The 13699-nt window shown below is 73.3% G+C and carries 8 protein-coding genes; all 8 read left to right on the forward strand.

Annotated elements, in window-relative coordinates:
• Window position 1 precedes the first annotated feature (1 nt).
• On the forward strand, window positions 2–1096 hold the full coding sequence (locus tag ACIP60_RS16420; protein ID WP_400684500.1) for an LLM class flavin-dependent oxidoreductase: 1095 nt from the start codon (window positions 2–4) through the stop codon (window positions 1094–1096).
• A 413-nt stretch (window positions 1097–1509) separates the two neighbouring features.
• Complete coding sequence (locus tag ACIP60_RS16425) at window positions 1510–2532, forward strand: LacI family DNA-binding transcriptional regulator (protein WP_111551720.1); 1023 nt, start codon at window positions 1510–1512, stop codon at window positions 2530–2532.
• A gap of 197 nt (window positions 2533–2729) precedes the next feature.
• Window positions 2730–4094 carry an extracellular solute-binding protein gene (locus ACIP60_RS16430; protein WP_400684504.1) on the forward strand — a complete coding sequence of 455 codons (1365 nt, stop codon included), beginning with the start codon at window positions 2730–2732 and terminating at the stop codon, window positions 4092–4094.
• 154 nt (window positions 4095–4248) lie between these two features.
• The gene (locus ACIP60_RS16435) at window positions 4249–5211 is read left to right on the forward strand and encodes a carbohydrate ABC transporter permease (protein WP_111551719.1); all 963 of its coding nucleotides are present in this window, start codon (window positions 4249–4251) and stop codon (window positions 5209–5211) included.
• 12 nt (window positions 5212–5223) lie between these two features.
• Window positions 5224–6114 (forward strand): carbohydrate ABC transporter permease, encoded by an 891-nt coding sequence (locus ACIP60_RS16440; RefSeq protein ID WP_400684508.1) that lies wholly within the window; start codon window positions 5224–5226, stop codon window positions 6112–6114.
• 238 nt (window positions 6115–6352) lie between these two features.
• Complete coding sequence (locus ACIP60_RS16445) at window positions 6353–8974, forward strand: carbohydrate-binding protein (protein WP_400684511.1); 2622 nt, start codon at window positions 6353–6355, stop codon at window positions 8972–8974.
• 177 nt (window positions 8975–9151) lie between these two features.
• Window positions 9152–10810 carry a glycoside hydrolase family 13 protein gene (locus ACIP60_RS16450; protein ID WP_400684513.1) on the forward strand — a complete coding sequence of 553 codons (1659 nt, stop codon included), beginning with the start codon at window positions 9152–9154 and terminating at the stop codon, window positions 10808–10810.
• 187 nt (window positions 10811–10997) lie between these two features.
• Window positions 10998–13592 (forward strand): glycoside hydrolase family 9 protein, encoded by a 2595-nt coding sequence (locus ACIP60_RS16455; protein WP_400684515.1) that lies wholly within the window; start codon window positions 10998–11000, stop codon window positions 13590–13592.
• Window positions 13593–13699 lie beyond the last annotated feature (107 nt).

Genomic DNA, 13699 nt, shown 5'->3' on the forward strand with positions numbered 1-13699 from the left:
CATGGCCGACCGCCCCACCACCGCCTTCCACTGGTTCCTGCCGACCGGCGGCGACGCCCGCGACCTGGGCGGCGCGGCCCACGGCACCGGCATCGGCGGCGCGTCCGCCGCCGCCCCGGCCGGCCGCCCCGCCACCCTCGGCTACCTCACCCAACTCGCCCAGGCAGTCGACCAGTTGGGCTACGACGCGGTACTCACCCCGACCGGTGCGCACTGCGAGGACGCCTGGATCACCACCGCCGCGCTGATCGCCGCCACCCGCCGGCTCAAGTTCCTGGTCGCCTTCCGCCCCGGCCTGATCGAACCCGCGCTCGCCGCGCAGACCGCCGCCACCTTCCAGCGCCTCTCCGGCGGCCGGCTGCTGCTCAACGTGGTGGCCGGCGGCAGCGACGCCGAACAGCGCGGCTACGGCGACCGGCTCGACCACGACGAACGCTACGCCCGGGCCGGCGAGTTCCTCGACGTGGTCCGGGCCGCCTGGCGCGGCACCCCGTACGACCACGCGGGCCCGCACTACCGGATCGAGGGCGGGCACCTGCGCCAGCCCCCCGAGCCGGTGCCCGAGGTCTACTTCGGCGGTTCCTCCGACCCCGCGCTCGACGTCGCCGCCCGGCACGCCGACACCTACCTGACCTGGGGCGAACCCGTCGAGCAGGTCGCCGAGAAGATCGCCCGGGTCCGCGAGCTGGCCGCCGCGCAGGGCCGCTCCCCGCGCTTCGGCCTGCGGGTGCACGTGCTGAGCCGGGCCACCGCCGCCCGCGCCCGGCAGGACGCGGACGACCTGATCGCCGGGCTCGACGACAGCGCGATCGCCGCCGGACAGCAGCGGCTGCGCGCCCTGGAGTCGGTCGGCCAGCGCCGGATGCTCGACCTGCACGGCGGCAGCCGCGACCGGCTCTGGATCGCCCCCAACCTCTGGGCCGGCATCGGCCTGGTCCGCGGCGGCGCGGGCACCGCCCTGGTCGGCAGCCACCGCGAGGTCGCCGACCGCCTCGCCGAGTACCGCGACGCGGGCGTCGACGAGTTCGTCCTCTCCGGCTACCCGCACCTGGAGGAGTCCTACACCTTCGCCGAGCACGTCCGCCCGCTGCTCTGACGGCCCGCTCGCCGGGACACGGGGCCCGACGGACCGCCGCCCGCCCCCAGGGGCCGAACCTCCCGCCACCCGGGACGTTCGGCCCCTGCCCCTTTCCCGCCCCCGCCCCTACCGTGGAACCTCACCCGTTGGCCGGGCCGGCGGGGCCGTGACACCCCGCCGGCCCCGGGCGGACCGCAGCGCGGGCACCCCCGGCCTCCGCCCCCCCGGCCTCCGCCCCCCGGCCCCCGGCCCCCCGGCCCCCCGGCCTCCGGCCCCCGGCCGCGGTCCGGGCCTCCTTTCCCGGCCTCCGCCCCGGCCCCTGCTGCCGGGCCGCCACCGTCCGACGCGCGCGCTCAAGCGGTAGCGCACCCGCTTTCGTTCATTTTCATGACTCGGTCGTTTTTTTGCGTGAAGCTCGATACGCTTCGGCCATGACGAAGAAGCTGGACGAGGTGGCCCGGTTCGCCGGTGTGAGCGCGGTGACGGTGAGCCGGGTGCTGCGCAACCGGCCGGGGGTGGCGCGGGAGACCAGGGAGGCGGTGCTGACGGCGCTGGACGTGATGGGGGTCGAGCGGCCCTCGGCGTTCCGCTCGGACCGGGCGCCGCTGGTCGGGCTGGTGGTGCCCGACCTGCAGAACCCGGTGTTCCCCGGGTTCTGCGAGGTGCTGGCGGGGGCGTTGAGCAAGCAGGGGCTGATGCCGGTGCTGTGCACCCGGACGGCCGACGGGGTCTCGGAGGCGAACTACATCGAGATGCTGCTGCGGCAGAACGTGGCGGGCATCGTCTTCGTGGGGGCCAGCTACGCGGACGCCGGACCCGAGCAGGGGCGGGCGCTGCGCGAGCGCGAGGTGCCGGTGGTGCTGATCAACGCGGCGGACGGGCACCGCGGTTCGGCGCTGATCTCGGTGGACGACGCGGCGGCCGTCGAGCAGGCCGTGGCGCACCTGGAGGCGCTCGGGCACGAGCGGATCGGACTGCTGCTCGGCCCGGCCGGACACGTGCCGTCCGTGCGCAAACTGGACGCGTTCGCCCGGCACCTGCGCCGCCGCGGGCGGGAGGGGGAGCTGAGCCGGCTGGTGGCCCACGCGATGTTCTCGATGGACGGCGGGGCCGCCGCCGCGCCCCGGCTGGTGGAGGCCGGGGCGAGCGCGGTGGTGTGCGCGAGCGACGCGCTGGCGCTGGGGGCGATCCGGCGGCTGCGGCGGGAGGGGCTGGTCGTGCCGCGGGACGTCTCGGTGGTCGGCTTCGACGACTCCCCGTACATGATCGCCACCGACCCGCCGCTCACCACGGTGCGCCAGCCCGTCGCCGCGATGGCCGCCGCGGCGGCGAAGGCGCTGGTGGAGCAGATCGAGGGCCGTCGGCTGCCCGCCGAGGAGGTGCTGTTCGAGCCCGAGCTGATCGTGCGCGGGTCGACCTGCACGGCACCCGCGACCGTGGCCGCCCGCGGCTAGCGAGGATCGCGAAACCGGTTCGTAACGCAAGCATGTTGCGTCATCCCGTTGACTTCTTGCGTTCACAATGTCAGTGTTCGGGTCACCGACGAGCGCCCGGTGCCACCGATCCGGGCCTCCTCATCCATCACACTGTTTGCGCTGCGAGCCGGGCTCGGCGCAAGCGGTTGCAGGATCCACGGAAGGTCCGAATCAGCATGGGCAGCAACAGAATCCGCCGGGTCTCCGCCGTGGCACTGGCCGCGGCCACCGCCTTCGCCGCCACCGCGTGCGGCAGCGGCGGCAGCGGCAGTGGCAGCGGCGACGCCGGGGGAGTGGTCACCATCTCCGTCAACGGCCTCCCCCCGGCCACCCAGACCGTGGACCGCAAGAACTTCGAGGACGACGTCAAGGCGTTCGAGGCCGGCCACCCGAACATCAGGATCGACGCCCACGAGGGCATGATGGACCCGAAGACCTTCGCCGCGAAGCTCGCCGGCGGTCAGCTGGAGGACGTCTACTACGTCTACTTCACCGACCCGGCCGGCCTGATCCAGCGCCACCAGGCCGCGGACATCACCCCCTACCTGAAGGACGTCCCCGCCCTCGCCGACGTCAAGCCCGCGTTGCAGGACGTCTTCAAGGGCCGGGACGGCAAGGTCTACGGCCTGCCCACCGGCAACTACTCGATGGGCCTGGTCTACAACCGCGAGCTGTTCACCAGGGCCGGGCTCGACCCGGACAAGCCGCCGACCACCTGGGACGAGGTCCGCACCGCCGCGCAGAAGATCACCGCGCTCGGCGACGGCGTCACCGGCTACGCCGACTTCTCCAAGAACAACCAGGGCGGCTGGCACCTGACCTCGTGGATCTACTCGCTGGGCGGCGACGTCGCCACCCAGGACGACTCGGGCAAGTGGAAGGCCGCGGTCGACTCCGACGCGTCCCGCAAGGCCCTCCAGTACCTGCACGACATGCGGTGGACCGACAACACCATGGGCAGCCGCCAACTGCTGGAGATCCCCGACGTCCAGAAGATGATGGGCGCGGGCAAGCTCGGCATGTACCTCGCCGGCCCCGACAACATCCCCACCATCGTCAAGCAGTTCGAGCGAAAGTACGACGAGTACGGCCTGGCCGCGATGCCCGGCACCGCGACGCTCGGCGGCGGCGACGGCTTCATGTTCAACCCCAAGGACACCCCGGCCAAGATCAAGGCCGGCCTCGCCTGGGTCCAGTGGAAGTACCTGAACCCGGACCGCGAGGAGGAGACCACCAAGAAGTCGGCCGGCTCCGACATCCCGATCGGCCTGCCCCAGCCCGACCTGTTCGACGGCAAGAGCGGCGAGACCACCAGGGCGGTGCACGCCGAGTACGCCAACGTCCCGCAGCGCAACTACCAGCCGTTCACCGACCGCGCCGCCGAGGTGAAGGTCAAGGTCGAGCCGCCGAACGCGCAGCAGATCTACACCGTGCTGGACGGCGTGATGCAGGCCGTGCTGACCAAGCAGGACGCCGACCTCGACGGCCTGCTGAAGGACGCGCAGAAGAAGGTCGACACCATCCTCGCCACCGCGCAGTGAGCCCGGGGCGCGGCCGGCCGACCACCTCCCGCCGCCGGCCGCGCCCCGTCCGACCGCCCGCCCCGCCCGCCCCCGCCGGTCCGCCCGCTCCCGCCCGGGCCACAAGCCGGCGGCCCGTCCTCCCGCTCCCGTCCGAGCCGAAAGCCACCCGCCCATGAAGGTCGACACCGTCGGCGCGCCGCGCCCCACCGAGCAGCGGCCCGCCACCGACCCCGCACCGCCCCCGTCCTCCTCCCCGCGCCGGGCGGGACTGCGGCGCCGCCTCGCCGACAACCTCGTCGGGTACCTGTTCCTCGCCGCCGGCATCCTCGCCTTCGCGCTGTTCTCCTGGTACCCGATCGTCCGCGGCTTCCTGCTGAGCTTCCAGCAGGTCAACTTCACCGAACCCGCCACCTGGGTCGGCCTGGACAACTTCCAGCGCCTGTTCGACGACCCGCTGTTCCTCACCGCCTGGCGCAACACCCTCTGGTTCACCGCGCTGGCCCTGGTGTTCGGCTTCGCCGCCCCGTTCGTCACCGCCGTCGTCCTCAACGAGCTGCGCCACGGCCGCGCCTACCTGCGGATGACCGTCTACCTGCCGGTGATGCTCCCGCCGATCGTCACCGTGCTGCTGTGGCGCTGGTTCTACGACCCGGGCCCGGGCCTGTTCAACCACGCGCTGGCGGTCCTGCACCTGCCCCCGCAGCAGTGGCTGGAGTCGGAGAACCTGTCGATGCTCTCGCTGGTCCTGGTCTCCACCTGGGCCAACATGGGCACCACCACGCTGATCTACCTCGCCGCCCTCCAGGGCGTGCCCGGCGAACTGTACGAGGCCGCCCAGCTCGACGGCGCCTCGATCCGGCAGCGGCTGTGGCACGTGACGGTCCCGCAGATGCGCTTCATCCTGCTGATCACCCTGCTGCTCCAGGTCATCGGCACCATGCAGGTGTTCATCGAACCCTTCGTGCTGACCGGCGGCGGACCGAACGACGCCACCGTCACCGTCCTGCTGCTGCTGTACCGCTACGCCTTCGTCTACAACGACTTCGGCCTGGCCAGCGCGATGAGCACGGTCCTGTTCGTCGTCCTCGGCGCCTTCGCCGGGCTCTACCTGCGCCTGACCCGCTCCAAGGGCTGAGAGGAACCCGCCATGGCCACCGCCGAATCCGCCGCCCGCACCCTGATCGCCCCCGCCGAACTCGACCGGCCGCTCGGCCGGCTGCTCTACCGCGCCGTGCTGGGCACCGTCCTGGTCACCTTCACCGCGGCGTTCGTCTTCCCGCTGTACTGGATGGTCTCCGGCGCGCTGAAGTCCTCCGCCGAACTCGCCGACCCCAGCCCGACCCTGATCCCGCACAGCTTCCACCCCGAGAGCTACGGCCAGGCGTGGAGCAGCACCGGACTGGGCCGCTACTTCCTCAACACCCTGCTGCTGGCCGCCGGGGCGCTGCTGTGCCAGCTGCTGGTGGACGTCTGCGCGGCGTACGCGCTGTCCAAGCTGCGGCCGGTGCTCGGCAACGTCGTCCTCGCGATGATGCTGGCCACCCTGATGCTGCCGGTGTCCGCGCTGCTGGTGCCCACCTACCTGACGGTGGTGGACATCCCGCTGATCCACGTCAACCTGATCAACACGCCGTTCGCGATCTGGCTGCCCGCCTGCGCCAACGCCTTCAACATCTTCGTGCTGAAGCGGTTCTTCGACCAGATCCCCGAGGAGCTGATCGACGCCGCCCGGATCGACGGCGCGGGGCCGGTCCGCATCCTGCTGCACGTGGTGCTGCCGCTGGCCCGGCCGGTGCTCGCCGTGGTGTCCATCTTCGCGGTGGTCGGGGTGTGGAAGGACTTCCTGTGGCCGATGCTGACGCTGCCCGACCCCAAGGGCCAGCCGATCACCGTCGCCCTCAACACGCTCGCCAACGACATGCCCGCCAACCAGCTGCTGGCCGGCATGGCGATGGCCGCCGTCCCGCTGCTGGTGATCTTCCTGCTGTTCCAGCGCCACATCATGGCGGGCCTGACCGCGGGCAGCCTCAAGGGCTGACACCCGCCCGACGGGAGGTCGGCTGACGCCACGTCGGCCGCCCCTCCCGCTCCGCGCGGGCCGCCGTCCCCGGTGCCGACCTCCCGGGGACGACGGCCGCCCCACCGACCCGGCACCGGCCGCGGCGGTCGGCCGTCCGACCCGCCCGGTGCCGCCGCACCGCCGCACCACCGCAACGCCCCCACCCCACCCCCACCCACCGGGAGCCGCCGTGCCCCGGTCAGCTTCGGGAGCCCACGTGTACCCTGCACCCGGCACGTCCCGCGCCACCGCGACCGCCCGCGCCACCGCGACCGTCCGCAGCCGCACCACCCATGGCCGCACCACCCGCGGCACCGCCCTCGCCGCGGCCGCCACGCTGGTCGCCGGCCTCGCCCTGTGGACCACGTTCACCACCGGCGCCCGGGCCGCCTCCGTCGTCCTGGAGGCCGAGTCCGCCGCGCTCTCCGGCGGCGCGGTGGTCGCCACCGACCACTCCGGCTACACCGGCGGCGGCTTCGTCGGCGGCTTCACCGACGGCAACAAGGGCGCGGCGAAGACCTCCTTCACCGTGCAGGCCCCGAGCGCGGGCGCCGCCACCGTCACCCTCCGCTACGCTAACGGCACCGGCTCCGCGCAGACCCTGAGCCTGCTGGTCAACGGCACCAAGGTCCGGCAGGTCACGCTGCCCGCCACCGCCAACTGGGACACCTGGGCGGGCAGCGAGCAGACCGTCACCCTGAACGCCGGCGCGAACACCGTCGCCCTCGCCTTCACCGCCGCCGACAGCGGCAACGTCAACCTCGACAACCTGACCGCCACCACCGGCACCACCACCCAGGGCGGCACCCTGGAGGCCGAGTCCGCCGCGCTCTCCGGCGGCGCGGCGGTCGCCGCCGACCACTCCGGCTACACCGGCAGCGGCTTCGTCGGCGGCTTCACCGACGGCAACAAGGGCAACGCCACCGCCGCCTTCACCGTCCCCTCCGGCCAGGCCGGCGCCGGCAGCGTCACGATCCGGTACGCCAACGGCACCGGCTCCGCCAAGACGCTCACCCTGCTGGTCAACGGCGCCTCCGCCGGGCAGGTCACGCTGCCCGCCACCGCGAACTGGGACAGCTGGGCCACCGTCCGACAGGCCGTCACCCTCGCCGCCGGGACCAACACCGTCGCGCTGAAGTTCACCACCGCCGACAGCGGCAACGTCAACCTCGACAGCCTCACCCCCACCACCCCCACCGGCACCGGCAGCCCCAGCCCCTCGCCGTCCGACCCGGGCACCCCGGCCCCCACCGGCGCGGGCGCCACCCTCCCCTTCACCGGCTACGAGGCCGAGGCCGGCACCACCAACGGCACCGTCCTCACCCCCGACCGCACCTACCTCAGCACCGCCGCCGAAGCCTCCGGCCGCAGCGCCGTCAAGCTCACCCAGACCGGCCAGTACGTCGAGATCAAGCTCACCGCCCCCGCCAACGCCGTCAACCTGCGCTACTCCCTCCCCGACAGCGCCGACGGCAAGGGCCTCGACGCCACCCTCAGCGTCTACGCGGACGGCCAGGCCCTGCCCGACCTGTCGCTCACCTCCCGCTACGCCTGGGTCTACGGCGCCTACCCCTACACCAACAACCCCGGCGAGGGGCAGGCCCACCGCTTCTTCGACGAGACCCGCGCCACCCTCGGCCGCACCCTGCCGGCCGGCACCGTGCTGCGCTTCCAGAAGGACGCCGGGGACACCGCCGCCTCCTACACCCTCGACCTGGTCGAGGCCGAACAGACCGGCACCGCCGAGACCCTGCCCAGCGGCTACCTGTCGGCCGCGAGCCTCGGCGTCACCCCGGGCGGCCCGGACGTCACCGCCGCCCTCAACAGCGCCCTGAACACGGCCAAGAGCCAGGGCAAGGGCCTGTTCCTCCCGGCCGGCACCTACACCGTCTCCGACCACGTCAACCTCTCCGGCGTCACATTGCGCGGCGCGGGCGTCTGGTACACCGTGCTGCGCGGCACCGGCCTCAAGGGCGGCCTGTACGGGCAGGGCGGCACCAGCACCGTCGAGAACCTGACCATCGACGGCCAGAACACCGTCCGCGACGACGCCGGCGGCCAGGCCGGCATCGAGGGCGACTTCGGCACCGGCTCCGTCATCCGGAACGTCTGGATCCGGCACACCAAGGTCGGCCTCTGGATCAACGCGCCCACCAAGGGCCTCCAGGCCAGCGACCTGCGGATCCGCGACACCTACGCCGACGGCGTCAACCTGCACGGCGCGGTGAACGGCGCCGTCGTCTCCAACAGCAGCATCCGCGGCACCGGCGACGACGCGCTGGCCATGTGGTCCGACGGCGCGGCCGTCACCGACAGCGCCTTCCGGCACAACACCGTGCAGCTGCCCGCCCTCGCCAACGGCGCCGCCGTCTACGGCGGCAGCGGCAACAGCGTCCAGGACAACCTGATCTCCGACACCGTCACCGCCGGCGCCGGCATCACCGTCTCCACCCGCTTCGGCCAGCCCTTCACCGGCACCACCACCGTCTCCGGCAACGTGCTGCGCCGCACCGGCAGCATGGAGGTCAACTGGAACTCCAAGCTCGGCGCGGTCTGGATCTACGCCGACCAGAGCGACCTCACCCAGCCCGTCGTGCTGAACGGCAACACCGTCGAGGACTCCACCTACAGCGGCCTCCTGCTCTCCTGGCAGAAGCAGATCGCCGACCTGCGCGTCGACGGACTGACCATCACCAGGACCGGCGCCAACGGCATCGAGGGCAACGCCACCGGCCGGGGCACCTTCGCCAACACCAAGGTCTCCCAGACCGCCGAGGCCCCGCTGAACGTGACCGGCGGCTTCACCATCCAGCGCGGCACCGGCAACAGCGGCTGGTAGCCCCGCCCGCACCAGCGGCTGGTGGCCCCGCCCGCCCGTCCGCACCACGGCCCCCCGGCGGACCACCCGCCCGGGCCCGCCCGCACCACGGCCCCGGTGACCACCCGTCCAGGCCCGCCCGCACCCGCGGGCGGGCCCCGGGCCCCGGGCCCGTCCACGAACAAGGAGAAGAACCCCGTGAGCAAGTCCACCGAACGCCACACCCGGCCCTGGTGGCGCACCGCCGCCATCTACCAGGTCTACGTGCGCAGCTTCGCCGACGGCAACGGCGACGGCGTCGGCGACCTCGCGGGCGTGCGCAGCCGCCTGCCGTACCTGCGCGACCTCGGCGTGGACGCCCTCTGGTTCAACCCCTGGTACCGCTCCCCGATGGCCGACGGCGGCTACGACGTCGCCGACTACCGCGACATCGACCCGCTGTTCGGCACCCTCGCCGAGGCCCGGGAACTGATCGCCGAAGCCCACGGCCACGGCCTGCGGGTCATCGTCGACCTGGTGCCCAACCACTGCTCCGACCAGCACCCCTGGTTCCGGGAGGCGCTCGCCGCCGACCCCGGCTCCGCCGCCCGGGAACGCTTCTGGTTCACCCCCGGCCGCGGCGCCGACGGCGAACTCCCGCCCAACGACTGGCAGTCGTACTTCGGCGGCCCCGCCTGGACCCGCACCACCGGCCCCGACGGCGCCCCCGGCGACTGGTACCTGCACCTGTTCGCCCCCGAGCAGCCCGACCTCAACTGGGAACACCCCGAGGTCCGCGCCGAGTTCGAGTCCGTCCTGCGGTTCTGGCTGGACCACGGCGTGGACGGCTTCCGCATCGACGTCGCCCACGGCCTGGCCAAGAAGCCCGGCCTGCCCGACGTCGGCCCGCACCCCGACGTCACCGACCTGCCCTACCAGGACGTCGACGCCGTCCACGAGGTCTACCGCTCCTGGCGCAAGATCACCGACAGCTACCCCGACGACCGGGTCTTCGTCGGCGAGGTCTGGCTCCCCACCCCCGAGCAGTTCGCCCGCTACCTGCGCCCGGACGAGCTGCACTCCGCCTTCAACTTCGAGTTCCTGTGCTGCGCCTGGGAGCACGACGCCGTCCGGGACGTCGTCGACGGCACCCTGGCCGCGCACGCCCGGGTCGGCGCCCCGCCCACCTGGGTGCTCTCCAACCACGACACCATCCGGCACGCCACCCGCTACGGCCGCGAGGACACCTCCTTCGACATGGGGAACAAGCGGCTCGGCGCCCCCACCGACCGCGCCCTCGGCCTGCGCCGGGCCCGCGCCGCCGCCCTGCTCACCATGGCGCTGCCCGGCGGCGTCTACGTCTACCAGGGCGACGAACTCGCGCTCGCCGAGGTCGAGGACATCCCCGACGCGCTGCTCCAGGACCCCACCTTCGTCCGCTCCGGCGGCACCGACCGCGGCCGCGACGGCTGCCGCGTCCCGCTGCCCTGGTCCGGCACCCGGGCCCCGTTCGGCTTCTCCCCGGACGGCGCCGCCGACCCCTGGCTCCCGCAGCCCGCCGCCTGGGCCGAGCAGAGCGTCGCCGCCCAGCAGGCCGACCCGCACTCGGTGCTCGCCCTCTACCGCGACGCCCTGCGGCTGCGCCGCGACCGCCTCGCCGCCCTGCCCGAGACGCTCGACTGGCTGCCCGCCGACCCCGGCGTGCTGGCCTTCACCCGCGACGGCTCGTTCGCCTGCCTGGTCAACTTCACCGACCGCCCGCTGCCCCTCCCGCCCGGCAGCACCCCCCTGCTGACCAGCGCCCCGCTGGACGCCGGCCGGCTGCCCGCCGACGCCTGCGCCTGGCTGGACCTGTCGCTGCCGGTGACCGGGCCGTGACGGGCGCTGGCGGGCACCGACGGGCGCCGCGGGCACCGGCGGGCGATGCGGGTCCCTGCGGGGTGTGAACTCCCTTCTGTAACTTACGAGTTGTTCATTGACACCGGTGCGGCGGCGTGGCCACCATGGACGCCGCCCACCGCCTGTCGACACCGTCCCGAGCCGCTCGGGGTGTGGGAGCGCTCCCATGGTGTTCGGGCAGGTCGCGGGCCATCCGATCGGCTACCCCCACACCCCCACCCCGCAGCCGCCCCGGAAGGACACCATGCCGCACCCCGCCGCACCCCCGCCCGGCCCGCCCGGCCCGCCCGCACCCGTCCGCCGCACGGCCGCCCCCCGGCACCCCGGCTCCGCCCGGCGCGCCCTGTGCGGACTGCTCGCGGCCGGGGCCCTGGCCGCCGGGGCGCTGCTGCCGCTGCACACCGCGCCCGCCGCCGCTGCCGACAGTGCCGTCGCCGACAGCGCCGCCGCCGCGTCCGCGTCCGCGTTCAACTACGGCGAGGCGCTACAGAAGTCGCTGCTCTTCTACGAGGCCCAGCAGTCGGGCAAGTTGCCCGCCACCAACCGGGTCGGCTGGCGCGGCGACTCCGCGCTCGACGACGGCAAGGACGTCGGGCTCGACCTCACCGGCGGCTGGTACGACGCGGGCGACCACGTCAAGTTCGGCCTGCCGATGGCGGCGTCGACCACCATGCTGGCCTGGGGCGGCATCGCCGAGAAGCAGGGCTACACCGCCTCCGGGCAACTGCCGTACCTCAAGAACAACCTGCGCTTCGTCGACGACTACCTGCTCAAGGCGCACCCCGCCCCGAACGTGCTCTACGGCCAGGTCGGCAACGGCTCGGCCGACCACGCCTGGTGGGGCCCGGCCGAGGTGCTGCCGATGGCCCGGCCCGCGTACAGGATCGACGCCTCCTGCCCCGGCTCGGACCTGGCGGGCGAGACGGCCGCCGCGCTCGCCTCCTCGTCCATCGTCTTCGCCGACAGCGACCCGGCGTACGCGGCGACCCTGCTCACCCACGCCAAGCAGCTGTACACCTTCGCCGACACCTACCGCGGCAAGTACAGCGACTGCATCAAGGACGCCCAGGGCTACTACAACTCCTGGAGCGGCTACAACGACGAACTGGTCTGGGGCGCGATCTGGCTCTACAAGGCCACCGGTGACAGCACCTACCTGGCCAAGGCCGAGAGCTACTACGCCAACCTCTCCACCGAGCCGCAGACCACGACCAAGTCCTACAAGTGGACGATCGCCTGGGACGACAAGTCCTACGGCGCCTACGTGCTGCTGGCCCAACTCACCGGCAAACAGCAGTACGTCGACGACGCCAACCGCTGGCTGGACTGGTGGACCGTCGGCGTCAACGGCAGCCAGGTCACGTACTCGCCGGGCGGCGAGGCCGTGCTCGACTCCTGGGGCTCGCTGCGCTACGCCGCCAACACCTCCTTCGTGGCGCTGGTCTACTCCGACACGCTCACCGGCGACCCCACCCGCAAGGCCCGCTACCACGACTTCGCGCTCCGCCAGATCGACTACGCGCTCGGCGACAACCCCCGCAAGTCCAGCTACCTGATCGGCTACGGCACCAACCCCCCGAAGAACCCGCACCACCGCACCGCCCACGGCTCCTGGACCGACCAGCTCACCAACCCCGTCAACAGCCGCCACACCCTGATCGGCGCCCTGGTCGGCGGCCCGAGCTCGGCCGACGACTCCTACACCGACGACCGCTCCAACTACGTCAACAACGAGGTCGCCACCGACTACAACGCCGCCTTCACGGGCGCACTGGCCCGGCTCTACGGCGAGTACGGCGGCGCCCCGCTCGCGAACTTCCCGCCGAAGGAGACCCCGGACGGCCCGGAGATGTCCGTCCAGGCCTCGGTGAACGCCGCCGGCCCCAACTTCACCGAGATCAAGGCGTACCTGATCAACAAGTCGGCCTGGCCGGCCCGCCCGCTCAAGAACGCCTCGCTGCGCTACTACTTCACCCTGGAACCGGGCGTGAGCCCGAACCAGATCACCCTGACCACCAACTACAACCAGTGCGGCACGGTCAGCGGCCCGACGCTCTACGCGGGCTCCACCTACTACGTCACGGTCGACTGCTCCACCACCGTGATCGCCCCGGCCGGGCAGTCCGCCTACCGCAAGGAGGTGCAGTTCCGGATCGCCTCCTCCGGCGCCTGGGACCCCACCAACGACTGGTCGTACCAGGGCATTTCGCCGGTCCCCGGCTCGACGCCGGTGGACGCGGCCAACATCCGGCTGCTGGACGGGGGAGTGCCGCAGTGGGGCGCCGAACCGGGCGGCGGCACCGGCCCGTCCTCGTCCCCCTCGCCCTCGCCCTCTCCCTCGCCGTCCTCCTCGGCCTCCCCGTCCCCGTCCCCTTCTCCGTCGGCATCCCCCTCGCCCTCTCCCTCGCCCTCGCCGAGTGCGAGCGGTGGTCCGACCCGGCCGGTCACGGGGTGCGCGGTCAGCTACACCGTGGGCAGCAGCTGGGGCACCGGGCTCACCGCCGACGTGACGGTGCGCAACACCGGCAGCGGCACCGTCTCCGGCTGGAAGCTGGCCTGGACGTACCGGGGCAACGAGGCGGTCAGCAACGCCTGGAACGCCCAGGTGGTCCAGAGCGGCGCGGCCGTCACCGCCACCGACGCGGGCTGGAACGGCACGCTCGCCCCCGGCGGCACCGCCTCCTTCGGCTTCCAGGCCACCGGCACTCCCGCCGCGCTGCCCGCCTTCACCCTCAACGGCACCGCCTGCACCACCGCCTGACCCGTTCAGCCCGTTCAGCCCGCCGGACCCGCCGGACCCGCCGGACCCGCCGGACCCCGAACGCCCCCGTCCCCGCCGCCACCGCGCGGGGGCGGGGGCGTTCGCGC

Source organism: Kitasatospora sp. NPDC088783 (genome assembly GCF_044750705.1).
In the GTDB taxonomy this organism is placed as follows: Bacteria; Actinomycetota; Actinomycetes; order Streptomycetales; family Streptomycetaceae; genus Kitasatospora; species Kitasatospora fiedleri.